General features: G+C 68.7%; 26 protein-coding genes and 1 tRNA gene. 11 read left to right on the plus strand and 16 right to left on the minus strand.

All coding sequences use genetic code 11. The features are described from left to right. Nucleotides 1-54: 54 nt before the first annotated feature. Nucleotides 55-243 (plus strand): YHS domain-containing protein, encoded by a 189-nt coding sequence (locus Q9S36_RS39495; protein ID WP_194398101.1) that lies wholly within the window; start codon nucleotides 55-57, stop codon nucleotides 241-243. Between the two features lie 351 nt (nucleotides 244-594). Here the strand turns inward: Q9S36_RS39495 and Q9S36_RS39500 are convergent, their stop codons facing one another. After that, on the minus strand, nucleotides 595-975 hold the full coding sequence (locus tag Q9S36_RS39500) for a nitroreductase family deazaflavin-dependent oxidoreductase (protein ID WP_311290226.1): 381 nt from the start codon (nucleotides 973-975) through the stop codon (nucleotides 595-597). 488 nt (nucleotides 976-1,463) lie between these two features. Between Q9S36_RS39500 and Q9S36_RS39505 the strand changes: the two genes are divergently transcribed. Beyond that, entirely contained in the window at nucleotides 1,464-4,109 is a 2,646-nt protein-coding gene (locus Q9S36_RS39505; RefSeq protein ID WP_311290227.1) for an AAA family ATPase, read from the plus strand. A gap of 857 nt (nucleotides 4,110-4,966) precedes the next feature. On the opposite strand, the gene Q9S36_RS39510 is transcribed toward Q9S36_RS39505, so the two are convergent. Both Q9S36_RS39510 and Q9S36_RS39515 read right to left on the minus strand, forming a co-directional pair. Beyond that, on the minus strand, nucleotides 4,967-5,461 hold the full coding sequence (locus tag Q9S36_RS39510; protein ID WP_311290228.1) for a DnaJ domain-containing protein: 495 nt from the start codon (nucleotides 5,459-5,461) through the stop codon (nucleotides 4,967-4,969). Continuing rightward, entirely contained in the window at nucleotides 5,458-5,949 is a 492-nt protein-coding gene (locus Q9S36_RS39515; protein ID WP_311290229.1) for a hypothetical protein, read from the minus strand. Before Q9S36_RS39515 ends, Q9S36_RS39510 begins: the two co-directional genes overlap by 4 nt. A gap of 100 nt (nucleotides 5,950-6,049) precedes the next feature. Between Q9S36_RS39515 and Q9S36_RS39520 the strand changes: the two genes are divergently transcribed. Then, nucleotides 6,050-6,790: an NYN domain-containing protein gene (locus tag Q9S36_RS39520; protein ID WP_311290230.1), complete on the plus strand. Its 741-nt coding sequence runs from the start codon at nucleotides 6,050-6,052 to the stop codon at nucleotides 6,788-6,790. A 227-nt stretch (nucleotides 6,791-7,017) separates the two neighbouring features. Here Q9S36_RS39520 and Q9S36_RS39525 read toward each other — a convergent pair whose 3' ends face one another. After that, nucleotides 7,018-7,584: a dihydrofolate reductase family protein gene (locus Q9S36_RS39525; RefSeq protein WP_311290231.1), complete on the minus strand. Its 567-nt coding sequence runs from the start codon at nucleotides 7,582-7,584 to the stop codon at nucleotides 7,018-7,020. Between the two features lie 730 nt (nucleotides 7,585-8,314). Between Q9S36_RS39525 and Q9S36_RS39530 the strand changes: the two genes are divergently transcribed. After that, nucleotides 8,315-8,779, plus strand: a complete 465-nt coding sequence (locus Q9S36_RS39530) for a hypothetical protein (protein ID WP_311290232.1) — start codon at nucleotides 8,315-8,317, stop codon at nucleotides 8,777-8,779. 345 nt (nucleotides 8,780-9,124) lie between these two features. Here the strand turns inward: Q9S36_RS39530 and Q9S36_RS39535 are convergent, their stop codons facing one another. The 9 genes from Q9S36_RS39535 to Q9S36_RS39575 form a co-directional block, all read right to left on the minus strand. After that, nucleotides 9,125-9,247 (minus strand): hypothetical protein, encoded by a 123-nt coding sequence (locus Q9S36_RS39535; protein ID WP_311290233.1) that lies wholly within the window; start codon nucleotides 9,245-9,247, stop codon nucleotides 9,125-9,127. Further along, nucleotides 9,244-9,627, minus strand: a complete 384-nt coding sequence (locus tag Q9S36_RS39540) for a hypothetical protein (protein WP_311290234.1) — start codon at nucleotides 9,625-9,627, stop codon at nucleotides 9,244-9,246. The genes Q9S36_RS39535 and Q9S36_RS39540 overlap by 4 nt, the downstream gene beginning before the upstream one ends. A gap of 37 nt (nucleotides 9,628-9,664) precedes the next feature. After that, nucleotides 9,665-10,966, minus strand: a complete 1,302-nt coding sequence (locus Q9S36_RS39545) for a cytochrome P450 (protein ID WP_311290235.1) — start codon at nucleotides 10,964-10,966, stop codon at nucleotides 9,665-9,667. 89 nt (nucleotides 10,967-11,055) lie between these two features. Continuing rightward, the gene (locus Q9S36_RS39550) at nucleotides 11,056-12,240 is read right to left on the minus strand and encodes an aminotransferase class I/II-fold pyridoxal phosphate-dependent enzyme (RefSeq protein ID WP_311290236.1); all 1,185 of its coding nucleotides are present in this window, start codon (nucleotides 12,238-12,240) and stop codon (nucleotides 11,056-11,058) included. Between the two features lie 148 nt (nucleotides 12,241-12,388). Then, a complete protein-coding gene (locus tag Q9S36_RS39555; RefSeq protein ID WP_311290237.1) occupies nucleotides 12,389-14,086 on the minus strand; it encodes an AarF/UbiB family protein in 1,698 nt (565 codons plus the stop codon). Between the two features lie 46 nt (nucleotides 14,087-14,132). Next, the gene (locus Q9S36_RS39560; RefSeq protein WP_311290238.1) at nucleotides 14,133-14,300 is read right to left on the minus strand and encodes a hypothetical protein; all 168 of its coding nucleotides are present in this window, start codon (nucleotides 14,298-14,300) and stop codon (nucleotides 14,133-14,135) included. A gap of 135 nt (nucleotides 14,301-14,435) precedes the next feature. After that, the gene (locus tag Q9S36_RS39565) at nucleotides 14,436-15,506 is read right to left on the minus strand and encodes a YihY/virulence factor BrkB family protein (RefSeq protein WP_311290239.1); all 1,071 of its coding nucleotides are present in this window, start codon (nucleotides 15,504-15,506) and stop codon (nucleotides 14,436-14,438) included. A gap of 126 nt (nucleotides 15,507-15,632) precedes the next feature. Next, complete coding sequence (locus Q9S36_RS39570) at nucleotides 15,633-16,214, minus strand: hypothetical protein (protein WP_311290240.1); 582 nt, start codon at nucleotides 16,212-16,214, stop codon at nucleotides 15,633-15,635. Between the two features lie 19 nt (nucleotides 16,215-16,233). Further along, complete coding sequence (locus Q9S36_RS39575) at nucleotides 16,234-17,064, minus strand: inositol monophosphatase family protein (protein ID WP_311290241.1); 831 nt, start codon at nucleotides 17,062-17,064, stop codon at nucleotides 16,234-16,236. 94 nt (nucleotides 17,065-17,158) lie between these two features. Here Q9S36_RS39575 and Q9S36_RS39580 point away from each other — a divergent pair. Beyond that, nucleotides 17,159-17,234, plus strand: a tRNA-Lys gene (locus Q9S36_RS39580). Here the strand turns inward: Q9S36_RS39580 and Q9S36_RS39585 are convergent. Further along, the gene (locus tag Q9S36_RS39585; protein WP_311290242.1) at nucleotides 17,235-17,474 is read right to left on the minus strand and encodes a hypothetical protein; all 240 of its coding nucleotides are present in this window, start codon (nucleotides 17,472-17,474) and stop codon (nucleotides 17,235-17,237) included. Nucleotides 17,475-17,579: 105 nt separating this feature from the next. Between Q9S36_RS39585 and Q9S36_RS39590 the strand changes: the two genes are divergently transcribed. Further along, entirely contained in the window at nucleotides 17,580-18,338 is a 759-nt protein-coding gene (locus Q9S36_RS39590) for a 3-hydroxybutyrate dehydrogenase (protein ID WP_311290243.1), read from the plus strand. Continuing rightward, nucleotides 18,335-19,255, plus strand: a complete 921-nt coding sequence (locus tag Q9S36_RS39595) for an alpha/beta hydrolase (protein WP_311290244.1) — start codon at nucleotides 18,335-18,337, stop codon at nucleotides 19,253-19,255. The genes Q9S36_RS39590 and Q9S36_RS39595 overlap by 4 nt, the downstream gene beginning before the upstream one ends. Before the next feature lie 16 nt (nucleotides 19,256-19,271). On the opposite strand, the gene Q9S36_RS39600 is transcribed toward Q9S36_RS39595, so the two are convergent. Then, nucleotides 19,272-20,060, minus strand: a complete 789-nt coding sequence (locus Q9S36_RS39600; protein WP_311290245.1) for an IclR family transcriptional regulator — start codon at nucleotides 20,058-20,060, stop codon at nucleotides 19,272-19,274. A gap of 148 nt (nucleotides 20,061-20,208) precedes the next feature. On the opposite strand from Q9S36_RS39600, the gene Q9S36_RS39605 reads away from it, so the two are divergent. The 4 genes from Q9S36_RS39605 to Q9S36_RS39620 are packed head-to-tail and all read left to right on the plus strand — an operon-like array spanning nucleotide 20,209 to nucleotide 23,980. After that, complete coding sequence (locus Q9S36_RS39605) at nucleotides 20,209-20,994, plus strand: CoA transferase subunit A (RefSeq protein WP_311290246.1); 786 nt, start codon at nucleotides 20,209-20,211, stop codon at nucleotides 20,992-20,994. A 1-nt stretch (nucleotide 20,995) separates the two neighbouring features. Then, nucleotides 20,996-21,649: a 3-oxoacid CoA-transferase subunit B gene (locus Q9S36_RS39610; RefSeq protein ID WP_251450127.1), complete on the plus strand. Its 654-nt coding sequence runs from the start codon at nucleotides 20,996-20,998 to the stop codon at nucleotides 21,647-21,649. After that, nucleotides 21,646-22,830, plus strand: coding sequence for an acetyl-CoA C-acetyltransferase (locus Q9S36_RS39615; protein WP_311290247.1), 1,185 nt, complete (start codon nucleotides 21,646-21,648; stop codon nucleotides 22,828-22,830). The genes Q9S36_RS39610 and Q9S36_RS39615 overlap by 4 nt, the downstream gene beginning before the upstream one ends. Before the next feature lie 46 nt (nucleotides 22,831-22,876). Next, nucleotides 22,877-23,980, plus strand: a complete 1,104-nt coding sequence (locus tag Q9S36_RS39620) for a PQQ-dependent sugar dehydrogenase (RefSeq protein WP_311290248.1) — start codon at nucleotides 22,877-22,879, stop codon at nucleotides 23,978-23,980. A 20-nt stretch (nucleotides 23,981-24,000) separates the two neighbouring features. On the opposite strand, the gene Q9S36_RS39625 is transcribed toward Q9S36_RS39620, so the two are convergent. Beyond that, entirely contained in the window at nucleotides 24,001-24,258 is a 258-nt protein-coding gene (locus Q9S36_RS39625; RefSeq protein ID WP_251450124.1) for a hypothetical protein, read from the minus strand. Nucleotides 24,259-24,325: the final 67 nt, after the last annotated feature.

Consider the following 24,325-nt stretch of genomic DNA (forward strand, 5'->3'; position numbering starts at 1 on the left):
CCTAGCCCAAGCTCGTGGCCAGCACGGCCGTGACCTCAACAAAGGAGAACGCCCATGTCAGAAAACGCCACCCATAGCGCAGCACTGGTGACCGACCCGGTCTGCGGCATGCAGATCGATCCCCAGATAGCCGTCACCACCCGCGAGCACGAAGGAACCACCTTCTACTTCTGCTCACACGGCTGCGCCGCCGCATTCGACGCCGACCCCCACCGCTACGGTCACCCCCACGCGGCACAGTGATCCCCTCACCGCCTGTGTCGCCCGTCCGCAATCGGGTCGCTCAGCGTTCGTTGTTCTTGACGGCCCAGAGCTCAGGTCTCGAGAGTGTGCGGCTTGATCACGCGCGATCCGGTCGGAATGCTGTCGTCGGCCATTACGCAGTCCTCGCGTGATGCCGCCAGTCTGACGACCGACGCGGACGTTCGACAAGGTGGTTGCGAGAGTCGGTGCCTCTTGGATCGTTGTCGTGGCGATCGCCCCCATCCCGCCAACGTTCGCTATCACTCTGGCGTTTGCCTTCCGGCTGCTCTTCGGGCTCAGGGAGGCTGTCTTCCTTCGCGCGGGCACGGCGGACAGTGACTCGGGATGCCGTCAGGCGTCGGGCGCGGTAGCCGCAGTCAGCACGATGAGCGGGCTGTGCGCGATCATGTCGTCGACATCGTCTCTGCGCCATCGGCGCGCCGCAGCCTCGATGAGCGGCCGTGCTTCGTGGGGATCGGGGATTATACGCGCCGCGGCTGGGACGTCGGCTTCGATGCCCTTCTTCAAATGCACAATGACGTTTGGGTCTGCGGTGATGTTGTGTATCCAGTCCCGTGTGCGGTCTCGACGCGGCATCCCGGTGATGAACAGCACGCCATCCTCATCGTGTAGGAAGATCTCGATGCGGCGCGGTAGCCCGCTACGGCGACCGGTCGTCGTCAGGTCGATGAGCTGGCTTCGGTGCAGGGCTTCGCGGACGTCGTTGTTCACACCTGTTGAAGCAATCTCCCAGCCGTAGGTAGCGTTCGGCGGCGCCAGAGTGGTCAATGTCCGCAAGACCCGTCTGCACTAGTAGTCGCGGTCAGGTGCGCTTTACGAGGCAAGCACGGCGCTCGAAATTGAAGGACGGCAATCGGCATTGAAGGACGGCAATCGGCGCGAAGAGACGCTTGCGACAACGCAACGCACTACGGCGCGCGACAGCGACACGGCGGAACAAGAGCGAGCGAAGTAGGGAAAGAGCGACAGCGATGCACGCAGGCACCCGACCTGGTGGTTACCTCATCGGCAACCTAAACGTGCATCTCCCTGCACTCGCAAGCAAACCGTAAAAAGTCCTGGATAACGCGCAAAACCGGCCGTACGCTGACGGCATGCGAGGAGGCCTTGAGCGGTGGAAAAGGGGTGTCGAGTCCCGCGGGGTTCGACACGCGATCGCCTACGCGCTTGAGGGCACCTGTGATGCTCACCTCCCGCACTTGTCCGGTGCTGATGCGCTCGAAGCGTACGGTCTGGCATCTGACTCGACCGTCGCGCGATTCATCGTCGACCAGGGCCGCATCTCAGCCGACGAGCTCACCGCCAGCGGGCTTCGCGTCTGGCTGACCGGCCACGACCCCGTCAGCGGCGAGGAGCGCGGCCGGCAACGGCTGAGCGCCGACGCTGACCTCTTGCTCGACGGCACGCTCAATCACCCCAAGTCGTACAGCATCGCCGCGTTGCTGCATCCAGAACTCGCGGCCGAGTTCGAGGCGCTGCAGGACCGGCAGCGGGATCAGATCCTGCTCACCTGGCAGCGTGAGCTGAACGCGCGACGTGGGCACGGCGGACTCATCCGAGAGGACATCACCCGGATCGAGGTCGTCGAGCTGCAGCATCGTCGTTCCCGGGCGCTCGACCCGCACGCTCACCGTCACATGTGGTTGAACGTCAAGGTGCTGGGTGAGGACGGCAAGTGGTCGAACGTCGACTCGCGTGTCGCGATGAAGCTGCATACGGTGATCAACGCCGAAGGCGATCTCGCTGCCCGCACCGACCCCCGATGGATGGCCGCCCTCGCACGCTACGGGTTCACTCTCGACGGGGACGGGGAGGTGGCGCAGCTCGCGGGCGCGGTGCGGTCCTTCTCGCGTCGGTCGGCGCAGATCGAGCGGAACCGAGCGAGGTTGGTAGCGGAGTGGACGGCCGAGCACAATGGGGCGAGCCCCAGCGTCCGGGTCCTGACGCAGATCGACCGTCGCGCATGGGCGATGTCGCGCCCGAACAAGCCGGCCCACCTGGACGAGCAGTCCTGGGAATTGACCGTCCGCCACGAGCTGGCGGGTATCGATCCCGCACTCACCCGTTATCGGGCTCCGATCTCGACTACCGCAACGCCCCTCGACGCGCTGGACCTGGATCTGCTGTCGAATGCTGCGGTCGTTGATGCCGACGCGCGGTCCACCCGTTCCGGCGGCCGGTTCAACTCTTTCGATCTCCGCGCCGGCGCCATCCGCGCCCTATCCCACAGCGGAGTGATCGCGCCGCGCGACGCGATGACCACCACGATCGATGAGATCACCGACCGAGCGCATCGCAAGTCCGTGCGACTCGTGGGGGACGCGGGCATTCCCGGCCACGTGAAGGCGTTCATGGCGACGGACACGATGCGCCTGAAGATCCGTCTCGCGGGGCGCCTCGATGCTCTCGCCTCACCCGGCCGCTCACTCCTGCCGGCCGAGCTACGTCGTGCCGCTGCATCCGCGGAAGACATCGAAAACTTGGATGCCTCGCAGTTCGCAGCGGCGGGTGCGATCGCGGGGACGGGTGGGCTCGTGGCGGTCACCGGGCCGGCCGGCGCGGGCAAGACCACCATGCTGCGCGTCGCGCACGCTGGACTGATCGGACAACGGCGACGGATGCTGGTGGTCGCGCCGACCCGGAAAGCGGCATCGGTCGCCTCGCGCGAGGTCGGCGCCGCAGCCTCGAGCCTGCACGCTCTGCTCGCCGACCACGGATACCGCTGGCACGCCGATCCCGCCGGAGCCCAAGTATGGACTCGGCTGTCGCGCGGCGACGCGGATCCAGCGACAGGGATCGTGTATGACGGGCCTGCGAAGTTCGTCCTCCGGCAGGGCGATCGGATCGTCGTGGATGAGGCCGGCATGGTCGACCTCCAGACCGCGGCCGCGCTTGTCGATCTCGCCCTAGCGCACGGCGTCGGCGTGGCGATGGTAGGAGATCCTCATCAAGCGCTCCCGGCCGGGCATGCAGGAGCGATGGCAACCGCAGTGCGCTACGCGACAGCATCCGTCGAACTCGACACCGTCCACCGGTTCAGCGATCCCGAATACGCGGCGCTCACGCTGCGCCTGCGCAACCCCCGCGACCGCGACGAGGCCCTCAGCGTTGCGGGGGAGTTGCTTCGACGCGGGCACGTGCAACGTGTGGCCAGCACGGACGAAGCGCGCGAGGCGATGGTTGCGGCTTACTTCGATTGGCACGCGCGAGGCAAGCGAGTGGCGCTGGTTTCCGGTTCAAACGGAGAGGCGGATGCGATCAACGACGCCATCCAGCAACGACGCGTCGATGAAGGTGAGCTGGACCCCACGACGCTCGCGCTGGGGATGGGGGAGCAGTGCATCCTGGTCGGTGACACCGTGCAGACCCGCCGCAACGATCCGCGCACCGGTGTCGAGAACCGTGCGCAATGGATGGTGCGCAACATATCGGATGGGAGCATTGACCTCGCCTCGGTCAGTGACAGTGGTGAGATTCGCCGCGTGAGCCGCGACTACGCGCTCGACCATCTGCAACTTGCGTACGCGTCGACGGTGCACGGCATTCAAGGTGAGACGACGGATGCCGCGGTGGTTGGGCCTGATGTCGACGCGGCCGGCCTGTATGTAGGCCTGACGCGTGGGCGGCACCAGAACATCGCCGTCACGATCGCTCGGACCGACGAGGATGCGCTAAGCAACATCGGCGCTACGATGATGCGCGGAACGACCGAGCTGACGATCCAGGACGCGATGCGCGCGGCGGAGGCTGAGCTGCGGCGAGCGGCGCGCGAGCGGGCGCTGGAGGCGTCCGGGCCGTGGAACGTCCCGGGCTCTTCTGCCTCGCTCGGCGGACTGTCGCGCTGATTGCGTTGGGACTGCGGGCATCCGCTTTGCGACGTCGTCCTCCACTAGATCGCGCCCACCGCGAATCTCGCTGCGCTCAAGTCGTTGCTGACCAACTCGATGTGAGCGTCAGCACAGCAACACGCATGATGGCGAAAATGGAACAGGAGGGGCGCGCAACGGGTCTCATCTCGCGCGAGACCTACAACCGGATGCAGACGGAGCAGCAGAAGCTGACGTCGCCGCATCAGTTGGGCGACGCAGACCCGGCAGGACCTGCGATCGGACTACATTTCCGGCCGGTGCGTAGGCCGTCACCTACACTGGCCACAGCGCGTTGTCTGGTGCCGCGATGCGCGGTTCTCGGTACCGTGGGATTGCGACTTCCAGTCGCGCTATCGACGTTGAATCACACATCGGTCGAGCGGCCCACATTTCGCCCGCACTTGCTGAGAAGAGCCGCGAATTTCAATGCATATTCGTGTCGGCGCATGCGCCTGAGCGCTCCGGAATTCCGCGGTTTTTGCGGGTGAATGAGGGTTGTTCATATGCCTTTCGCCTCATTCGATTCCCCCCATCTCCACAAACCGCTGTCACAGAGAAGGGCCCGAGAACCGCGGAATCACGCGAATCTCGGGCCCTTTTCGTTTGCTCCACTGGGCAACAGCCCCGGTCCTTGAGCAAGCGAAGCGAGACGAAACGCCGCGTCAGCTCGGCGTCAGCTCGTCCGGAGCCGCGCGATGTCGGCGAGGTCGTCTTTCGAACAGGTGGTCATCCGGACCTTTGCCCTTGCACATGGCTAGCCGAGGGCGCGGACGCGGGGGTTCGCCTGCACGATGCCGTTCCTCAGCGCGAGGGCGACGCGGCCGACTGATTGTCTAGATCAGGTTCGCGTAGATGATGCCTGCGGCGACGAGTCCGCCGACGAGCAGCCCGAGGCTCGACCACACGATGATTCGTGTCCAGTCGATGTAGCGGGGTGAGCGGGTGCCGGCGCCGAACCCGGCCGTGTCGGTCCAGGCCACGAACTCGTCGAATCGCATCGTCACCCGAGGTGGTGGCGCCGACGGGGCTGACTGTCGAGAGGGTTCTGCCCGGGGCGCATGCGGCCGGGACGCGTGCTCTGGCCGGCCGAGTGGTTGGTGGGCCGGATGGGGTCTGCGGAGCGGGTCGCTGGTGTAGCTCACGAGGATGTCGCGGGCCTCCCGCGCACTGTTGAACTCGCGGCCGAGCCGGGCGCGGTCCTCCGCATTCGCGTCCGGATGGAGGTCGGGGTGGAGCGCACGCGCGCGTCGGCGGAACGCGTCGCGGATCTCGTCCACGGTAGCGACTGCGGTGACTCCGAGGTGCGTGCGTGCTTCGTCGAGCGTCATGCCATTGCCGTCAGATAGCGCTGGTATTCGCGGGTGAGGCGCTCTTGCCGGCCGCGCTGGGCGACGACCGCGAACTGCGCGAGCAGTCGCTTGGACAGCCGTGCCTTCAGGGCCTCGTGGACGATCAGCAAGGCGAACGATGCCAGCGCGGCCGAGTATGCGACCAGGCGGAGCGTGGGGGAGGGCCCGGTGAACACGCTCGCGACATACGTGACGATGAACAGGGCAGCGAGCCAGTTGGACAGCCGCCCCCAGATCGCTAGCGATCGGTAGTGCGCGCCGGTGGTCTGCCACCAGAGCTTGTTCGGGGACCAGAATTCCCATCCATCGGGTGCCGGAATCGATGTCTGCGGTGGCGACCATCCTGCCGGGGGCTGCCAGAACGCATTGGCTCGAACCCATTTGTCAGTGGGCGTCGGCCAGCCGCGCGGTACGCGAAAGTCAGCTGGGACACCCGGAACGCGAATTCGCCGCCCTCGTCCGGTCAACGTCGTCCTCCCCAAGAAACGGCACATTGTCGACGCCAGACTAGCGCCGCCCAACGTAGGGGCTTCGCACGCGCGATCCGACCCCTGCCATGCTGTTTCCGTGGCTCAGCAAAACGACCTCGTCGCCGTGCTCATCGACGCAGATAACGTCTCTCCCGCACGGATCGGTGCCGTCCTGACCGAGATCGCCCAGTACGGGACGGCGTCCGTCAAACGCGTGTACGGCGACTGGACGAAGCCACAGCTGAGCAGCTGGAAGGCCGCGGCGAGCGAGCACGTCGTTCAACCCATGCAGCAGTTCGCGAACACCGCCGGCAAGAACGCCACCGACAGCGCTCTCATCATCGACGCGATGGATCTGCTGTACACCGGCCGATTCCAGGCCTTCTGCATCGTCTCGAGCGACAGCGACTTCACGCGTCTGGCGTCCCGCATCCGCGAGGACGGCGTCACCGTCTACGGGTTCGGCGAGCGAAAGACCCCCGAAGCGTTCCGTAACGCATGTGATCGGTTCACCTACCTCGATGTCCTCGTCGAGCCGTCAACGGGTAGCGTCGACGCGCCCGCCATCAAGACGCGCATTTCGTCGGCCAAGCTGCGCTCCGATGGTCAACTGGTCAGTGCTCTGCGGGCGGCGATCGGCGGCGCCTCCTCAGACGACGGATGGGCCGACCTGGCTGCCGTGGGTTCACTCGTGCGAAAGCAACGACCGGACTTCGACTCCCGCAACTGGGGCTACGCGAAGCTGTCCGACCTGGTGCGCGAGATCGGACTGTTCGAGGTCGGGCCGCGGCCGGGCGGCGGCGTGCGCGTAAGGGTGACGCCACCAACGACAAAGTAGCCAACGCGTTCCGGTGCGATCCGCTTGCACGTGAGACGGGGTGGTGCGCGACGACTGATCCCTAGCGGGCGGTGCACGAAGCAGGAACGAGGCGGACAGGCCAGGAGTAGTGCGATTGACGCTCCTGTGCGGGCTGGCCAGGGCACGCTCTCGAGCGATGCTGAGTCGGGATGCCGTCGATGGCGTGGTGCTGGTTGACCGCCACACGCTAGCGACGCGTCGCGAAGTTACGCTGGGGCTCTGGGCCGGTAGCGCAGTGCGGTTACTCCCGACTGGAACTCATGGCGATCAACGAGCTCTAGCTGCATGCGCTCGCGCAGCCCGGCGAGCAGTGTCGGCCCGTGCCCCGCGACGATCGGCTGCACGACGAACACGTACTCGTCGATCAGTCCCAGATCTGCCAACGCCTGTGGGAGCGTCACGCCGCCCACGAACAGGCCCTCGCCTGGTTCCTGCTTGAGCCGGCGCACCGCTGACCTCAGGTCATCTCGCACCAGTTCGGCGTTCCAATCGACCGTGGCGAGCCTGCTCGACACCACATACTTCCTCGCTCGGTTGATGGTCTCGGCGAACGGGATCTCCCAATCCCGCATCCAGTCGGGCCACGTTCCTGTGGCCGGTTGCCGCCAGGCGGACTCCATCATCTCGTACGTGGTCCGGCCGAAAAGTAGTGCATCGGCACGACCCATCTCATCGGTCCAGAAGCGCATCGACTCCTCATCGGGGGGCAGTCCGGCATCATGATGGACGCAACCGTCGAGCGTGACATTGATCGCGTACCGAAGTGGCCTCATCTCGTCGTTCTCCTCACGCGCGCTGCACGTCCTCAGCGGACTCCGCTCACACTACGGTCGGCGCCGGTGCGCTGCTCGCCATCTCGCGTCCGCTCCTTGGACCGACCGACCTTGATCCGTATCCGGGCATCGCCCGTTGAGCGGACCGCCTCGCTCAAGACAGGTCGGATGTCACCTGCTCAGTCAGCAGTCCCTATGACCTCCAGTGTCCCCTTTCGGCGGACAGACGTCGGCGTGGGACTCCTAGTACCTTTACGGTCAAGGGGGGGCTCTAGCGCTGATACGTTCGCGATCAAGCGGCGAGGCTAGTAACCCGTTACGAACGAAGGGGTTCGAGTTGACGAAATCTCGCGCACGACGCCGCTTCTCCCGCGCCGTTGCGGTCACCGCCCTGGTATTGGTGAGCCTGTTGACCGGCGCACAGGCGGCCACGGCCCTCGGGTGGAGTCCCGTCGTGCCCTGCGGCAATGGGGGGATCCTGTCAGGCAGGTCCTACCAGATCACGTTCAGCAATGCCGGGGGAAACAGCTACGCAGACAGCGGCTGTGGACCGAACGCGGCAATTATCCTCCGGTATCAGGCGTATCCGGGCGGCCCTTGGTACAACACTTCGCAGTCCATCGCATACGGGACCGTGTCAAAGGCCCAGAGCGGTACTTGGAACGGCTATCACAAGGCATTCACCACTAGCGGCGTCCAGGTCGGCTTGACGAACTCCTAGGGAGCGAACATGAAGAAGCGATTGGTCGTACTCGCATCCGCACTCGGCGTTGCCGGCCTCGTCGCGGCGGGCAGTGTCGCTGCCCTCGGTGGTGCAGTCACGAACCCCGAGGCCGACACGCCCGCGGAACCTGTCACCCAGCGGGTGTACGACGCGGCATATGCGGAGTTCAGGGACTGCATGAAGGATGCTGGTGTCCCCCTCGCCGGTGAACGCACTGTAGGCGCCGTTCACGAGTTCTCCTATCTGGCAGACGGTCAGTCTGCCTACGACAAGTGCTACCCGGATTTCGCCGGCGTCGACTTCCAATGGCAGGTGGCGAACTCCTACGACTCCCCGACCTACGTCAAGCTCCGGGAATGCCTCACCGAAGGCGGCGTGCAGCCGGGCAAAGACGTCGAGACTGTCTGGGCCCAAGTGCAGGCGGAGAAGATTGACGTCGACGCGTGCACCTTGGGTGTCGGCTCGAACTAGAAGCCGTGTGTCGGCGGCCATGAAAAGCTGCCAATAGTGAAGGACCGGCGCGCCCGCAAGCCGGTCGCTTTGCGCGCGCGGTTATGCGTCGGGGCCATCGGCCGCGACTGCCGCGCGCCGGTCGCGCGCATGACCCGCACGCTCGAATACCCGATGCGCGTCCGCCAACTGCAACACCGCTGCCTTGCCAACCACCGGAGCGCGCGCGAGTCGACTTTGCGCCTGGCTCGAAGCACGGCGCGCAGACATCGACGGCGGGCCTGCGGCCTAGGCGAGTGCCGCTCAGCCTCACGTCCTAGCGATCAGCAGCGCAACGGGGGGCATGTCGCGGGTGCGCTCACCGGGTCAGAACGGCGCCGGGTCGAACTCGGCGTCGGTGGCGAAGTGCACCCCGGCGGCGGAGGGGTCGGGGTAGCAGCGCCCGGTCGGACTCGTCCACTCCAGAACTCCGCCGCTCCGCTGCTTCACGGACCACGTCGAGTGGTGCATGAGAACGTGATGTCGTCGGCGCAGGTGCGCCAGGTTCGTGTGCTCGGTCGGCCCGCCGAGGGCGTGGTCGATCGTATGGTCGACATCACTCCGAGCGGTGGGCTGCCGGCATCCGGGAAAACGGCCTGCGCACGGCACGCCGGCTCGGCATCCGGCGACATCGGCAGGTCAGTGTCGGCGCCGTCGACCTCGATCAGCTTGGCCAGCCGATCGGCGTCGCGCTCGGCCTCGCGCGCGGTCACTTTGGCATCGCGGATCGTCTGCGCCTCGGCATCCGCGACCTCTCTACCCATCCGGGTCAGTCTGTCGAGGATGCCCTGGGCAAGCACGGAGGGCAGCGGTGCTCGCAGCTCCGACATACCGTCGTCCAGGTCGATGACGCGTACCGCGCGGGACTCAGTGGATCGGGCACCGGGTCCGCGACGCGGCCCGTACCTGCCCGCCCGAGGCCGGCATGGTGGGCAGTCGGCGACGGTTCACCTCGAGTCCCGAGCCGAGGATCGTCACTCGCGGGTCGCTCAGGGCCGCGATCGCGGTCGCAAGGCCCGCGATCGCGAGCTTCTCGCCAGGGCAGCGATGTCCTCGGGCCACCGTCGCACCGCCATGGGGCACGAATGCCGCCAGCGCCTCGTAGTCCTCGACACCTTCGAAGCGCTCGGGCCGGAACTCCTCCGGGCGGTCCCACGCGTGGTCGTCGGTGTCGGTCGCCTGGATGTCGAGCACCACCCGGCCACCCGCGCTCACCCGCTCGCCGTCCAGCGCGATGTCGACGAGGGCCGTGCCTGGGAGCATCGGGACGAAGGGGGCCGTCCTCCGGATCTCCTGGGCGAACGCCGTCGCAAGCGGCCCGTCAGCGAGCAGCCCGCGCTCCGCGGACTCCGCCGCGATCCGTTCACGCCACTCCGGCCGGTCGTGCAGCTCCTTGGCGGCGAACGCGACGAAGCGCGCGACCGCGATCATCGGTCGGATGCTGTTCTGCAGCTCGATGCCGGCGAGACGCGCCGGCAGCAGCTGACCCTCGCGATCCCGGTGATGCGACCAGGTGTGCAGCGCCGTTCCTGCTTCAGCACGCAGCATCCCGGACCTCGCGGCCTCGATCAGCTTCTGCGCGTGGTTATCCGACCAGCGCCGGTTCAGCTGGGCGAGCAGGTACGCGGGGGAGTAGGGCGCGCCGAAGCCGTCGACGATCTGCGCGAGTCGTGCCGCCCAGCGCGTCTGCGCGTCCGGCGTACCCGGAAGGCCGGCCCACTGCATGCTCGCACGTCCGAACGCACCGACCGCGGCGTCGTAGGCGGTTCGCTCGCCGCCCTCGACCCATGCGTCGAGTTCGACCTGCCACTCCCGCTCGAAGAGGGGCGTCAGTCGTGCCACCTGTGCGTCCTCGTACGCGACGTCGATGAAGGCGCTCTTGCGATGGCGATGCTCGTCACCGTCGAGGCTGTGCACCGAGCCGTGCCCGAAGAGCGTCTCCTGCACGAGTGCCGGCATCGCACCGTGGCGGGCTATCCGCTCGCTGTCGTAGAAGACGTCGACGCCGTCCACACCGCGAACCAGCAGGGCCTCTTTGCCGAGGAGCCGCATGGGCACGGCTCGGGCCCCCGCCTGGGTGCGGCGCCAGATGTGCGCGCCGAAGTCGTACCCCCGAGTGAGAACACTGAGGGAGTCGTCGTTCAGAACCGTGCGGAGAGGATTGCGCATCCATCCACTGTCACAGCGCTCGCCGGCGCACGACAGGGGGAGGCGCCGACGGGATGCCTGTGCTAGAGCCTCTCGTGCCTGGAGGCGCGTCAGCCCGCTGCCGCGTGCTCTGCAGCGACGTCGATCAGGACCGGGATCGCGCGATCGAGCATGGGCATGGTCGCGGTGAGCGAGATCCGGAAGCACTCCGGGGTGTCGAAAAGCGTTCCGGGCATGATGTGGACGCCGCGGGCAGCGACCGCATCGCAGAAGGCCCGCGCGTCGTCACCGGGGGCCCGGCCCCACAGATAGAACGTGCCCTCGGGCCGTGTGATGGTGAAGCCGGCATCGGCCAGAGCTCCGTACGCCCGGTCGCGCTTGCGGGTGAGCTCCTCCATGTCGAGCGAGAGCGATTCGAGGTCGGGGACGGCGTACTGCATGATCGCGTCGGGGAAGCCCCAGCCGATGGCAAGCCCCAAGGGCACCAGCGCAGCCCTGAGGGATGCCTTGTCGTCGGCGGGGAGGAGAGGCGAGAGGGCGAGATAACCCAGCCGCTGGCCCGGCGCGAGCAGCACCTTGCCGTAGCTGTAGTCGATGAGCGTCCAGGGATACGATCCCGCCGGGCTGGTGAAGCCGATGCCGTCGAAGCGGATGCGGCGGTAGGGCTCATCCGACAGCAGCCAGATGCGTCGACCATGCGCGGCGGAGGCCGACTCGAGCACGTCGGCCAGGGCGTCCCATGCGGATTTCGGATACACGCGCCCGGTGGGATTCGCGGGCGAGTTGACGACGACGACGCGGGTCCGGTCGGTGATGGCCCGGGCGATGGCGTCGATGTCCAGATCGAACGAGTCCGGAGTCAGCGCGGCCCGCACCGGGGTGAGGTCGCGCACCTGCAGCATCGGCTCGTAGCAGAACCAGCCGGGCACCGGTACGACCACCTCATCGCCGGGGTCGGTGAGCAGGGCCAGGGCGAGCGAGATCGCCCCGAACGCCCCCTGGGTCATGGCGATGTCGTCGGGCTCGAACGGCAGACCGAGCTCGCTCTGCAGGCCCTGGGCGATCGTCTCCTGCGCGTCGCGCCGGCTGCCCGTATACGCGAACCAGTCGACCGAACGGGGAGTGAGCTGTGCGCTCATCGCCGCGGCGAGGCCGGGCAGCGGCATCTCGTGCGGATTCCCGAACGTGAGATCGACGGCATCCGGAACATCGGTGAGCGCCTGCATCCGGGCGAAGAACGACGTCACCGACTCGATCGCCGCCTCGGCTCGGGACGCGCGCGCAGAAAGTGTCATCGCCGACCTCGTCTCCCCAGCACCGAGCGTGTGGCGCCAGCATCGCAAGGCGATCGGCTTGCGTCAATGGCCACCGCGGGCGCCGGGTCAGCCGAACAGCAGCACCAGCAGTCCGCTCGCCGCGCCGAGCGCGAGCGCCCGAGCCCGCTCAGCGGCGGCGTCGGGCGCGCACGGCGTCCACCGCGGTCCACCCGAGAAGTCCCGCGGCCCCGGCGCCGAGACCGGCGGCGGCGACCGGCATGGGCAGGAGCGCGCCGTCCATGGGCGGCAGCGCGAGAAGGACGAGGGATGCCGCGGCGAGCACCCCCCCGATGGCCGACGTCGTGGCTCGACGCACCAAGCTCGTCAGCATCCGGCGGTCGCGCGGATCGGCCAGCAGCCGCACATTTACGCTCAGGTCGCCCGCCGCCAGGTCGCCGACGATCTGATCGACCAGATTGGGCAACCGTCGCAGCGTCGGCACCATTCCGAGTGCGGTGTTGCCCAGCATCCGGCCGATGGACGCCGGCGCGAGCTGGGTCATGATCAGCCCGTTGGCCAGCGATCGCGATTCCGCGAGGATGTCGAACTGCCGCGCGCTCGTGCGCACGGTTCCTTCGAGGATGGCGAAGGCGCGGGCGGCGGCGAGCAGATCAGGCGGCAACGGGGAGCCGTACGCGAGGAAGAGGTCGGAGGCACGGTCGACGGTCTGAAGCGTCACCTGCGAGCCGTCACCCAGTTCGTGCGTGACGAACCGCGCCAGGTCGCGGCGGAACGCCCGCTGCTGATCGGGGTCGTCGATCGGCATGATCCGCAGTGCGGCGTCGCCGAGCCGACGGGTGTCGCCGGTGAGGAATCCGATCGCGAGTTCCTGCACGGTGTCGCGCAGCTCGCTGTCGATCCGACCGACCGATCCGAAGTCGATCAGCGCCGGCCGGCCGTCGCCGGTCAGGATGATGTTGCCGGGGTGCAGATCAGCGTGGAACGCGCCGTCGATCACCATCTGACGGAGGAAGGACGACAGCACCGTCCGAAGCGCATCGTCGACGGGGGCGTCGAGGTCGTCGCCCAGGTCGGCGAGCGTCGGGCCTTCGACGTACTCCATCACGAGCACACGCGCGGTGCTGAGTTCGGGAACGAGGTCAGGGATCAGCACTTCGTCGGCGGCTCGTCGTGCTGAAGCCGAGAGCGCGGCGAGGTTGGCGGCCTCACTCGCGAAGTCGGCCTGCCGCCTCAGATCGTCGGCGTACTGACGTGCGACGCCTTCGATCCCCACCTGCCGGGCCTGTGCCGAGCCGAGCGTGAGCCACCTGGCGATGCGCAGCATGATGTCGATGTCGCACTCCAGCAGCGGAACGATCCCCGGTTGCTGGATCTTGACCGCCACGTCGCGCCCGTCCGCGAGTCGCCCGCGGTGCACCTGGGCGATGGATGCTGCTGCGGCCGGTTGGTCGTCGAAGGCGCTCAGCAGCTCGCGACGCGGACCCCACTCGACAGCCAAGAGGGCGGCGACCTCGTCCGGGTCCGCCGGTGCCACGCTCTTCTGCAGAAGCGAGAGCTCGGCGACCCACTCGGGCGGCAGCAGGTCGTCACGCGTGGAGAGGAGCTGACCCGCCTTGATGAATCCGCCGCCCGCGGTCTCGAGCGCCGAGCGCAGGCCCTTCGCCTGTCGGCTGCGCAGCGGGCTCGTCGCGGGGTCGCGGCTGAAGTCCAATCGGCCGAACGGCAACAGGCCGTGTCGGCGCGCGATGGCGAAGATCTCACGGAATCGAGCGCGGCGCTGCCGGCTGTTCAGCGGACGATCCCCGGCCCCCGCCGCCGCAAACTCTGCGAAGCGCGGCGGGCGGGTCAGTCGCGGAAGGCTCACCCTCTGATTCTGACGGCGTATTCACCGTCGAGGGCGATGCGGGCGGTCACGCCCGGTCGGACTTCTCGTCGGGGATCTCGTCGCTCCTGGGTCCGACGACATCGCCGGTGATGGTGTGCTCCCGCTCGACGTCCTTGATGACGTCGGTCTTAAGGTCGCTCGCGGGGTTGCCTTCTTCGTCAGGGGTGAGCGACGGGACGGGTGAGCTGTTCATGAGTGCTCCTCTGAGTGGGTCGGCCATCGGATGATGCGGTCGAGGCTACGGTGGCCGCGCCCGTCGCCGAAGCGGGTTGCCCGCATCGGCATATCGGTGTACCGCGCGGATGCGGCGGGACCCGTGCGGGGCCGATCAGTCGTCCGACCTCGATGCGTGCTGCTGGCGGATGCGCCGCCCCTCGATGATGTCGGCTCGCTCCTTCTCCGCAGCCTTGTCGCTGCGACGCGTGTCACGGGGAGGGAGCTGGATGTCCCGCTCCGCGGCGATGCCCGCCTGGAGCTGTCGGCCGCGCTCGAGCTCGGCGTCGAACTCCGCGCCGAAGAGGAGGGCGATGTTCGCGATCCACAGCCACAGCAGGAAGACGATGACGCCGGCGAGCGACCCGTAGGTGCGGTCGTAGTTCGAGAAGTTGACGATGTAGACGGCGAAGAGTGCGGTGGCGATGGCCAGCACGAGGATCGCCAGCAGCGCGCCCAGCGTGATCCAGCGGAACTTCGGCTGGCGGGCGTTCGGCGTCGCGTAGTAGAGGATCGCGAGTGCGACGACGACGATCACCGCCAGCACCGGCCACTTGACGATGCTCCACACCGCCGTCACCGCCGAGCCGAGGCCGAGCGCGGCGCCGACCGCGTCTGCGACCGGTCCGCTCACCACGAGGATCACCATCGCCAGGGTGACGAGGATGACGGTGATGACCGTGACCCCCAGCTGCAGCGGCTTGAGCTTCCAGAACGGCCGGCCTTCGTCGATCTCGTAGATCCGGTTCATCGCGCGACTGAAGGCGCCGACATAGCCCGACGCCGACCAGATCGCGAGCACGATTCCGGTGATGAGTGCGAAACCGGCGGCGGGCGAGCCCGCGACCTGCTCGATGGGCCCGCGAAGGGCATCTGCCGTGTCTCCCGGCGCCACCGACTGCACGATGCCCAGGAGCGTGTCCGCCGCGTCGTCGCCCTGTCCGAGAACGCCGAGGAGCGAGAACACGGCGATGAGACCGGGGAAGAACGACAGCACGCCGTAGTAGGTCAGGGCCGCGGCGATGTCGGTGCACTGATCATCCGAGAACTCACGCAGGGTCTTGCGGACCACGTACTTCCAGGAGCGACCTTCGATCTGCCGGGGGGAGTCCGGCTTGTCGGGGTGCTCCGCGGCGGGGGCGTGGTCGGCATCGCCCTTCGCGGGGTTGCGCGTGTCTCGGCTCATCGTGACCTCCGGTGGCGGGCGCTCGGTGCGCCCGCGTCAGCGAGATCTCAGTGAACCCGGCCGATGCCGACCGCGCGTGGGGGTTGCGCGGAGCGCGCACGATGTGGCAAGGCGTGCGGGGCAGGGTCAGCTGCGCGGCCACTCGATGAGGACGAGACCCTGCTTCGTGTCGGCGTGGGTGACCGTGCCATCCGTGAACAGGTAGGTCAGCCCGTAGCCTTCGTCATCGGTGGCGATCGTGGTGTCGGGGTTCTCGGTGACGTAGACGCCGTCCTCGGCCTCTTCGCGGATCCAGCCCTGTGCCTCGAGCTGCTCTTGGGCCGCCGCCGCATCGTCATCGGAGATCTCGGACCAGCCGAAGATCTGCAGGTGGTCTCCGGCAGGCCCGTCGAAGTCTGCCCACACGCACATGAGACCTTCGGTGAGCTGCACCTCGCCCACCCAGAACGGCTGGGCCTGGGCGGTCCATCCGATCTCCTTGAACTCCGCGACCATGTCGGCGGGGATGAGAGTCTCGCACGTGGGGTCGGCACCCGGCTCGACGTCGGGATCGCCCGACGGCGTGGCCGCGGGGGTGTCCACGGGCACCGGCGTCGCCGTCTCTTCGCCGGCGGTGGCCGGGTCCTGCGGCGAAGCGCAGGCGGCGAAGAGCAGAGCCGCGGCGGTGAGCGCGAGGACGGCACCGAGACGGCGGTGGGGATGAGTCATCGAGAGGCTCCGAGCGGGGTCAGTCGGTGGCATGGAGGAGGTCGTGGAATTGGTCGTGCAGCAGCCCGTTGGTGGCGAGGGAGGAGCGAGCCGACAGGCTGTCGTCGCCGTCGAACGACGTGAACCGGCCGCCTGCCTCTCGCACGATCGGGACGTGCGCGGCGATGTCGTACTCCTTCACGTCGAACTCGGCGACGAGTTCGAGCCGGCCCTCCGCGAGCAGCATGTAGGGCCACGCGTCGCCGTATCCGCGGTCGCGCCACACCGCACGCGACAGACGCAGCAGGGCGTCGGTGCGGCCGGCCTCATCCCATTGCGCGATGCTCTGGAAGCTGACGCTCGCCCGAGCGACGTCGTCCACGGCCGACACGGCGAGACGTCGCGCAGCGGCATCCGACGTGTTCGTCCATGCGCCGAGCCCGGTGGCTGCCCACCAGCGTCGTCCGATGGCCGGCTGGCTGACGACCCCCACCCGGGGGACGCCGTCGATCGAGAGGGCGATGAGCGTCGCCCACATCGGAATGCCCTTGAGGTAGTTCGAGGTCCCGTCGATCGGGTCGATGATCCATTGCCGTGCGGTATCGCCCGAGGCTCCGAACTCCTCGCCGAAGACCCCGTCGTCCGGTCGCTCGTCGGCGATCAACGACCGGATCGCGCGCTCCGTGGCGAGATCGGCCTCGGTCACGAAGGTGTCGTCCGCCTTCGTCTGCACGTCGAGGTCGGCCGCGTCGAAGCAAGCCATGGATGCCGCGTCGGCGGCGTCGGCGAGCCGGAGAGCCAGGGCGAGATCGGCCTCGAGATCCCCGTCGAACGGCGCGTCGAAGGCCGTTGCGGGGGAGGGAGAGGTCACGGCATCAAGGATAACCGGCGCGGCATGGCCTCGATTTCCGGTGTCGCAATCGTGATGGTAATGTTGACCCTCGGTTCGCCCCGTTGCGAATCTCGCACCTCTAGCTCAATCGGCAGAGCAACTGACTCTTAATCAGTGGGTTCTGGGTTCAAGTCCCAGGGGGTGCACCATCACTCGAATTCGATCTCGCTGGCCGCGATGGCGTCGGCGTAGGTCCGCAGATCCGGCCCCGGCTCCCAGTCGATGAACTGGTCCTTCAGACGTGCGTTGAGTTCTTTGTAGGCGTTGTCGGAGCTGATGTCCGGCGACGTGCGGGCGATATCGACCACTGCTTCGCGCAGCACGCGGTCGGCGTCGTCGAGGATCTTGGCGCGAGCCTGCTCGTTCCAGGCGATGTCTGTGCTCTTCATACCGGGGACGCTAACCCACGCCGCGCGGTCGCGCGGGGGGTTGCCCTCTCGGCGGTCATGTGGTGGGCGCTTGACGGGATGGCCGCCGGTTCATAGATTGCGGCGATGACAGACGTTCCTCCCGACCTCGCCGGTCGCCGCGCGCTCGTCACCGGCGGCGCCGGCGGGATCGGCCTCGCCTGTGCCCGGGAGTTCGCCCGACGCGGTGCGCACGTCATCATCGCCGACATGCAGGAGGATGCCGCCCGTTCCGCCGCCGACGAGGTGGGGGGCGAGGCATGGGTGACGGACCTGTCCGACACCCGGGCGCTGGATGACCTGGTGCTCGACATCGACATCCTCATCAACAACGCCGGGATCCAGCGGGTCAGTCCGATCGAGGAGTTCGACCCCGACACGTTCCGGCTGCTGCTGCGGCTCATGCTCGAGTCTCCGTTCCTGCTCGTGCGCGCGGCACTGCCCAAGATGTACGAGCGCGGGTGGGGGAGGATCATCAACATCTCGAGCGCGCACGGACTGCGCGCCTCGCCGTTCAAGTCGGCGTACGTGTCGGCCAAGCACGGGCTCGAGGGGCTATCGAAGGTGACGGCGCTCGAGGGGGGTGCGCACGGCGTGACGAGCAACTGCATCAACCCGGCGTACGTGCGCACGCCGCTCGTCGAGAACCAGATCGCCGATCAGGCGCGCATCCACGGGATCCCCGAGGGGGAGGTGGTCGAGAGGATCATGCTCGCGGAGACGGCCGTGAAGCGACTCGTCGAACCCGAGGAGGTCGCCTCTCTCGCCGGGTGGCTCGCCTCGGAGGCTGCGGGCATGGTCACGGGCGCCTCGTACACGATGGACGGGGGGTGGACGGCGCGATGACGACCGCCGCCGCCGGCCATCGCTACCGCACGATCGACGTCGCCGTCCCGGGAGGAACGATGTGCGCCGGGGTGTGGGATCCCCTCGACCCCGCACCGGGCGCGCCCGCCGTGCTGTTCGTGCACGGGGTGACGGCGTCGCACCTGGCATGGCCGTTCGTCGTCGACCGCCTCCCCGGCGTCAGAGTCGTCGCGCCGGATCTTCGCGGACGCGGGCGCAGCAACGAACTGGCGGGCCCGGCGGGCATGGCCGCTCATGCCGACGACCTCGCCGCCGTCCTCGATACCGCGGGCATCCCGCGCACGCTCGTGGTGGGCCATTCCATGGGCGCGTTCGCATCGCTCGTCCTGGCGGACCGGCATCCCGAGCGCGTCGCGCGGCTGGTGCTCGTCGACGGCGGCCTGCCGCTGGACGTGCCGGTCGGGCTCGACGCCGACGCCCTCGTCGCGGGCATCCTCGGGCCCACCGCCGAGCGCCTCTCGATGCGCTTCGCCGACGTGGCGCAGTACCTCGCCTTCTGGCGCGCGCACCCCGCGTTCACCGAGGCCTGGTCGGATGAGCTGGAGCGCTACCTCGCGTACGACCTCGTCGACGCCGGCGACGGCGCCCTGCGTCCGGCGACGAGCTACCGCACGACCGCCGAAGACACCCTCGACATGAACACCGGAGAGGCGCTTCCCCACGCGCTGGCGGGGATGCGGCATCCGACCCGCCTGATCACGGTGCCGCGAGGGCTTCGAGACGAGCCACCCGGTCTGTACGCGCCTCAGCATCTCTCTCGCATGCTGGCCGTCTATCCGGGTGTCCGGCACGAGCGCGTGGATGGGTTCAACCACTACACGATCGTGATGTCGCCTGCCGGGGCCGACGTGGTGGCACGGGTCGTGCTCGAGGAGCTCGCCGCGCCGGTGGTCTGACCCGTCGGCGCGGTGCTCAACGCCCACCGGCGATGCGCGTCGTGAGCTGGTGCGCGTGGGCCAGCAGGGTGCGGCCGAGCTCGGTCACCCGCTCGGGACCGAAGCGGAACTCCACCCCGGTGAGACTCAGCGCCCACTGCGGGTGCCCCTCGCGGGTGAAGACGGCGGCGGCCATGCCCCAGCTGCCCTCGACGATGAGTCCGGGATTGACGGCGTAGCCGCGCGCGTGGGTCTCGCGCAGTCGCGCACGGAGCCGCTGCTCGCCGTGCGCGCGACCCCACCTCTCCTCCAGCTCGGGGTGCCGAGCGAAGTAGCTGTCCACATCGTGAGGCGGAAGGAAGGAGAGGATCGCCAGGCCCGCCGACGCCACTCCGAGCGGGAACCGCACCCCCTCGGAGAGCACGAAGGATCGGATGGGGAAGCTTCCCTCTTCGCGCAGCAGGCACACCGTCTCGTCGCCGCGGCGCACCGAGAGGAACGCGCTCTCCTCCGTGCGAACGGCGAGCGAGCGGACGATGTCGCGCGCGACGTCGGTCACGTCGTAGCGGGATGCCGCGACGGTGCCCATCAGGTAGAGCTCCGGCCCGGGCATCCACCGCCCGGTCGCGTCGTCCTGGTCGACAAGCCCCTCGGCCCGCAGCGCGGCGAGGAGGCGATGGGTGGTGGGGCGGGTGAGCTCCGCACGTGTGGCCAGATCGGCGACGCCGACGCCCTCGCCGCCCGCGGCGGTCACCAGCCGGAGCAGCCGGGCCGCGCGCGCGACCGACTGGGTTCCGGGTACCGGTGAGGCGGGGCGACTGTCCACGATGTGGACACTAGTCCGGCGTTTCGCCACATGGCAAGCGATCGCGTGCGGTCCGGGTCACCCGCGGTGAGAATGGCGTGAGCGCCGGGACACACCGGAGCGCGGCCCGCCGAGCGGGTCCTCGGCGGGCGCCAGCGAAGGAGCACACGTGATCGACAAGACCTGGGCCTCGGCGGCTGAAGCCGTCGCCGACATCCCCGACGGCGCGAGCCTGGCCGTGGGCGGCTTCGGCCTCTCGGGCAATCCCATCGCGCTCATCGAAGCTCTGCTGGCTCAGGGCACGAGCGGCCTGAGCGTCGTCAGCAACAACTGCGGTGTCGACGACTGGGGCCTGGGCGTGCTGCTGCGCGCCCAGCGCATCCGCAAGATGACGTCGTCGTACGTGGGCGAGAACAAGGAGTTCGAACGGCAGTTCCTCTCGGGCGAGCTCGAACTGGAACTCACACCGCAGGGCACGCTCGCCGAGAAGCTGCGGGCTGGCGGGTCGGGGATCGCCGCCTTCTTCACGCAGACCGGCGTGGGCACACAGGTCGCCGAGGGCGGCCTCCCGCGCAGGTACGCCCCGGACGGCTCGATCGCGGTCGCCTCGCCGCCGAAGGACGTGCGCACCTTCGACCTCGGCGCGGGGGAGCGCGATTACGTGCTCGAAGAGGCCATCGTCACCGACTTCGCCCTGGTCCATGCCCTCCGCGGCGATCGGCACGGCAACCTGGTCTTCAACAAGGCCGCCCGAAACTTCAACCCCCTCGCGGCGATGGCCGGGCGGGTCTGCATCGCCCAGGTCGAGGAGCTGGTCGAACCCGGCGAACTCGACCCCGACAGCATCCACCTTCCGGGCATCTACGTGCACCGCATCGTCGAGGTGGGAACCGACATCGAGAAGCGCGTCGAACGTCGTACGGTCTCGACCCCGACCACCCCGGAAGGAGCCTGACATGGCCCTCACCCGCACGCAGATGGCGGCGCGCGCCGCCCGCGAGCTCGCCGACGGCGCCTACGTCAATCTCGGGATCGGTCTGCCGACCCTCGTGCCCAATCACGTCCCCGACGGCGTGACCGTGGTCCTCCAGTCGGAGAACGGCATCCTCGGGGTGGGCCCCTATCCCACCGAGGACGCCGTCGACCCCGACCTCATCAACGCCGGCAAAGAGACAGTCACGACCCTTCGCGGGGCATCGTTCTTCGACTCGGCGACCAGCTTCGGCATGATCCGCGGCGGCAAGATCGACGCGGCGATCCTCGGCGCCATGCAGGTCTCGGCAGGCGGCGACCTGGCCAACTGGATGATCCCCGGGAAGATGGTGAAGGGACCGGGCGGGGCGATGGACCTCGTCCACGGCGCCGCCAAGGTGATCGTCCTGATGGAGCACGTCGCCAAGGACGGCTCGCCCAAGATCGTGAACGCGTGCTCGCTGCCGCTCACCGGCCGCGGTGTCGTCGACCGCATCATCACCGATCTCGCGGTGATCGACGTCACCGCGTCGGGACTCGTGCTCGTCGAGGTCGCCGAGGGGGTCACGGTGGACGAGGTGATCGACGCGACCGAGCCGGAGCTGCGCGTCGCCGACGAGCTTAGGGTGGTGTCATGAACCACGACGATGTCGTCATCGTCGCCGCCGCGCGCACGCCGCAGGGGCGACTGAAGGGCCAGCTCGCCGCACTCACCGCCGTGCAGCTCGGAAGCGCCGCGATCGCCGGCGCGCTCGAGCGCGGGGGCATCCCGGCCGACGCCGTCGACGCCGTACTGGTGGGCCAGGTGCTCGCCGCCGGTGCAGGTCAGAACCCGGCGCGGCAGGCCGCCATCGGAGCGGGGATCGGCTGGAACGTCCACGCATCCTCGGTGAACAAGGTGTGCCTCTCGGGGCTCACCGCGATCATCGACGGGGCACGGATGCTTCGCCTCGGCGACGCGACGGTGGTGGTGGCGGCGGGCATGGAGTCCATGACACGCGCCCCGCATCTGCTCATGGGCTCTCGTGACGGCTGGACCTATGGGTCGGTCGAGGTGCTCGACCACATGGCCTACGACGGACTCACGGACGCCTACGACGCCGAGAGCATGGGCGCATCGACCGAGCGCCACAACGGCCGCCTGCAGATCACCCGCGAGATGCAGGATGCCGTCGCCGCCCGTTCGCACCAGCGCGCCGCCGCGGCGCGGGAAGCAGGGCTCTTCGACGCCGAGATCGTCGCGGTGACGATTCCGCAGCGCAAGGGCGATCCGTCCATCGTCTCGAAGGACGAGGGCGTCCGCCCCGACACCACCGTCGAATCCCTGGCCGGTCTCCGGCCCGCGTTCGCGAAGGACGGCTCCATCACGGCCGGCAACTCGTCGCAGATCTCGGACGGCGCCTCGGCGGTGGTCCTCACCACGCGCTCCCACGCGGACGAGAAGGGCTGGCAGGTGCTGGCCGTGGTGGGCGCCGCCGGTCAGGTAGCAGGACCCGACAACTCGCTCCACGCGCAGCCCGCACGGGCGATCGAGAAGGCCTGCGCGCGGCAGGGAATCACTCCTGGCGCCCTGGACCTCGTCGAGATCAACGAGGCCTTCGGCGCCGTGGTGGCCCGATCCCAGATGGAGCTCGGGTTGGCGGACGACGTGGTCAATCCCCACGGCGGTGGCATCGCGATCGGGCATCCGATCGGCGCTTCGGGCAACCGGCTGGTGGTGCACGCGGTACACGAGCTGGTGCGTCGCGGGGGCGGCACGGCGGCGGTGGCCCTGTGCGGCGGCGGAGGCCAGGGAGATGCGCTCATCCTGACGCGCTGACGGGTCCCGAAGCATGCGGAACAGGAGGCGCCGACCGCGGCGGTCGATGATCGCAGCGGTCCTCCTGACGGCGTGCGCGGGTGCGGTCTCGACCGGCTGCACGCCGGGCGGCCCCGTCGTCTCGACGCCTTCCGCGGTGACCCCTCCGGCAGCCGAGGAGGGGAGCGCCTCCCCGCCGCTGCCGCCGACGCCGACGGATGTCGTGACCGGTCTTGCGGCCCCGTGGTCGATCGCCTTCGCCGGCGGATCCGCGCTCGTGTCGGAGCGGGACTCCGCGCGCATCCTCGAGATCACTGCCGACGGCGAGATCCGCGAGCTGGGCGCCGTCGCCGGGGTCCGCCACGGGGGAGAGGGTGGGCTGCTGGGGATCGCGACAGCACCCGGCGACGGCGCGCTTTTCGTCTACTCGACCGCCGACGACGGGAACCGCGTCCAGCGGTTCGCGCTCCTCGGCGAGGCGGGCGAGCTCTCCCTCGGCGATCCGGACACCGTGATCGACGGCATCCCGCGATCATCCACCCACAACGGCGGCCGCATCGCCTTCGGCCCCGACGGCATGCTCTACGTCACGACCGGTGACGCCGGCGACCCCACCGCAGCACAGGATCCCACCTCGCTGGCCGGCAAGATTCTGCGGGTGACCGCCGACGGGGGCGTTCCCGAGGACAACCCGTTCGACGGTTCGCCGGTCTACAGCCTCGGACATCGGAATGTGCAGGGGATCGCCTGGACGGACGAGGGCGAGATGTTCGCCAGCGAGTTCGGGCAGAACCGGCTCGACGAGCTGAACGTGATCGTCGCCGGCGGCAACTACGGATGGCCCGAGGTAGAGGGCTCCGGGGGAGGGGACCGCTTCGTCGACCCGGTGCAGGAGTGGCCGACCGACCGCGCCAGCCCGTCGGGGATCGCGATCATCGGCGACACCCTCTACCTCGCGAACCTGCGCGGCCGCGTCCTGCGCGCCGTCCCCACGGCACAGCCGGATGAGGCGACCGACTACTTCGAGGGCGAGTTCGGGCGGCTCCGGGCGGTCACGCGCGCGCCCGACGGCGCGCTGTGGATCCTCACCGGAAACACCGACGGCCGCGGAGACCCCGGGGACGGCGATGATCGCATCCTCGCCGTCGACCCCGCGGCCGTGCCCGGCTGAGGTCGCGTCGCCGGCGGGCCTCAGTGCTTGCGCTTGATGCGCTTCTTGGCCAGCTCGGCCTCGCGGCCGTGAGCGGCCGAGTCGCCGGGCATCGCCTCACCGCGGGCGGCGCGGCGGGCGTCGATGATCGCGCCGATCGCGAGGGCGAGGGTGATGCCCCAGCTCAGCCACGCCAGAGCCGTGCGCCAGGTGAACTCGCCCGTTTTCAGGCCCCGGACGAGTGTGGCCCCGCTCGTGATCGCGCTGAACAGACCGGTGCGGAAGAGGTAGGTGCGCATGCCGACAACGCTACCCGCACGCGGTTGTCAACCGCCGAGGCCTTGACAGCGCCGCTGTTAGCCTGAC

Source organism: Microbacterium sp. ARD31 (assembly GCF_031844425.1).

Coding starts and splice junctions, on each gene's coding strand:
- Q9S36_RS39495 (WP_194398101.1), top strand. CDS start 55: ATGTCAGAAAACGCCACCCATAGCGCAGCACTGGTGACCGACCCGGTC.
- Q9S36_RS39510 (WP_311290228.1), bottom strand. CDS start 5,461: ATGACGCTCGACGAAGCACGCACGCACCTCGGAGTCACCGCAGTCGCT.
- Q9S36_RS39525 (WP_311290231.1), bottom strand. CDS start 7,584: ATGAGGCCACTTCGGTACGCGATCAATGTCACGCTCGACGGTTGCGTC.
- Q9S36_RS39530 (WP_311290232.1), top strand. CDS start 8,315: ATGAAGAAGCGATTGGTCGTACTCGCATCCGCACTCGGCGTTGCCGGC.
- Q9S36_RS39540 (WP_311290234.1), bottom strand. CDS start 9,627: ATGTCGGAGCTGCGAGCACCGCTGCCCTCCGTGCTTGCCCAGGGCATC.
- Q9S36_RS39545 (WP_311290235.1), bottom strand. CDS start 10,966: ATGCGCAATCCTCTCCGCACGGTTCTGAACGACGACTCCCTCAGTGTT.
- Q9S36_RS39550 (WP_311290236.1), bottom strand. CDS start 12,240: ATGACACTTTCTGCGCGCGCGTCCCGAGCCGAGGCGGCGATCGAGTCG.
- Q9S36_RS39560 (WP_311290238.1), bottom strand. CDS start 14,300: ATGAACAGCTCACCCGTCCCGTCGCTCACCCCTGACGAAGAAGGCAAC.
- Q9S36_RS39565 (WP_311290239.1), bottom strand. CDS start 15,506: ATGAGCCGAGACACGCGCAACCCCGCGAAGGGCGATGCCGACCACGCC.
- Q9S36_RS39570 (WP_311290240.1), bottom strand. CDS start 16,214: ATGACTCATCCCCACCGCCGTCTCGGTGCCGTCCTCGCGCTCACCGCC.
- Q9S36_RS39585 (WP_311290242.1), bottom strand. CDS start 17,474: ATGAAGAGCACAGACATCGCCTGGAACGAGCAGGCTCGCGCCAAGATC.
- Q9S36_RS39590 (WP_311290243.1), top strand. CDS start 17,580: ATGACAGACGTTCCTCCCGACCTCGCCGGTCGCCGCGCGCTCGTCACC.
- Q9S36_RS39595 (WP_311290244.1), top strand. CDS start 18,335: ATGACGACCGCCGCCGCCGGCCATCGCTACCGCACGATCGACGTCGCC.
- Q9S36_RS39610 (WP_251450127.1), top strand. CDS start 20,996: ATGGCCCTCACCCGCACGCAGATGGCGGCGCGCGCCGCCCGCGAGCTC.
- Q9S36_RS39615 (WP_311290247.1), top strand. CDS start 21,646: ATGAACCACGACGATGTCGTCATCGTCGCCGCCGCGCGCACGCCGCAG.
- Q9S36_RS39620 (WP_311290248.1), top strand. CDS start 22,877: ATGATCGCAGCGGTCCTCCTGACGGCGTGCGCGGGTGCGGTCTCGACC.
- Q9S36_RS39625 (WP_251450124.1), bottom strand. CDS start 24,258: ATGCGCACCTACCTCTTCCGCACCGGTCTGTTCAGCGCGATCACGAGC.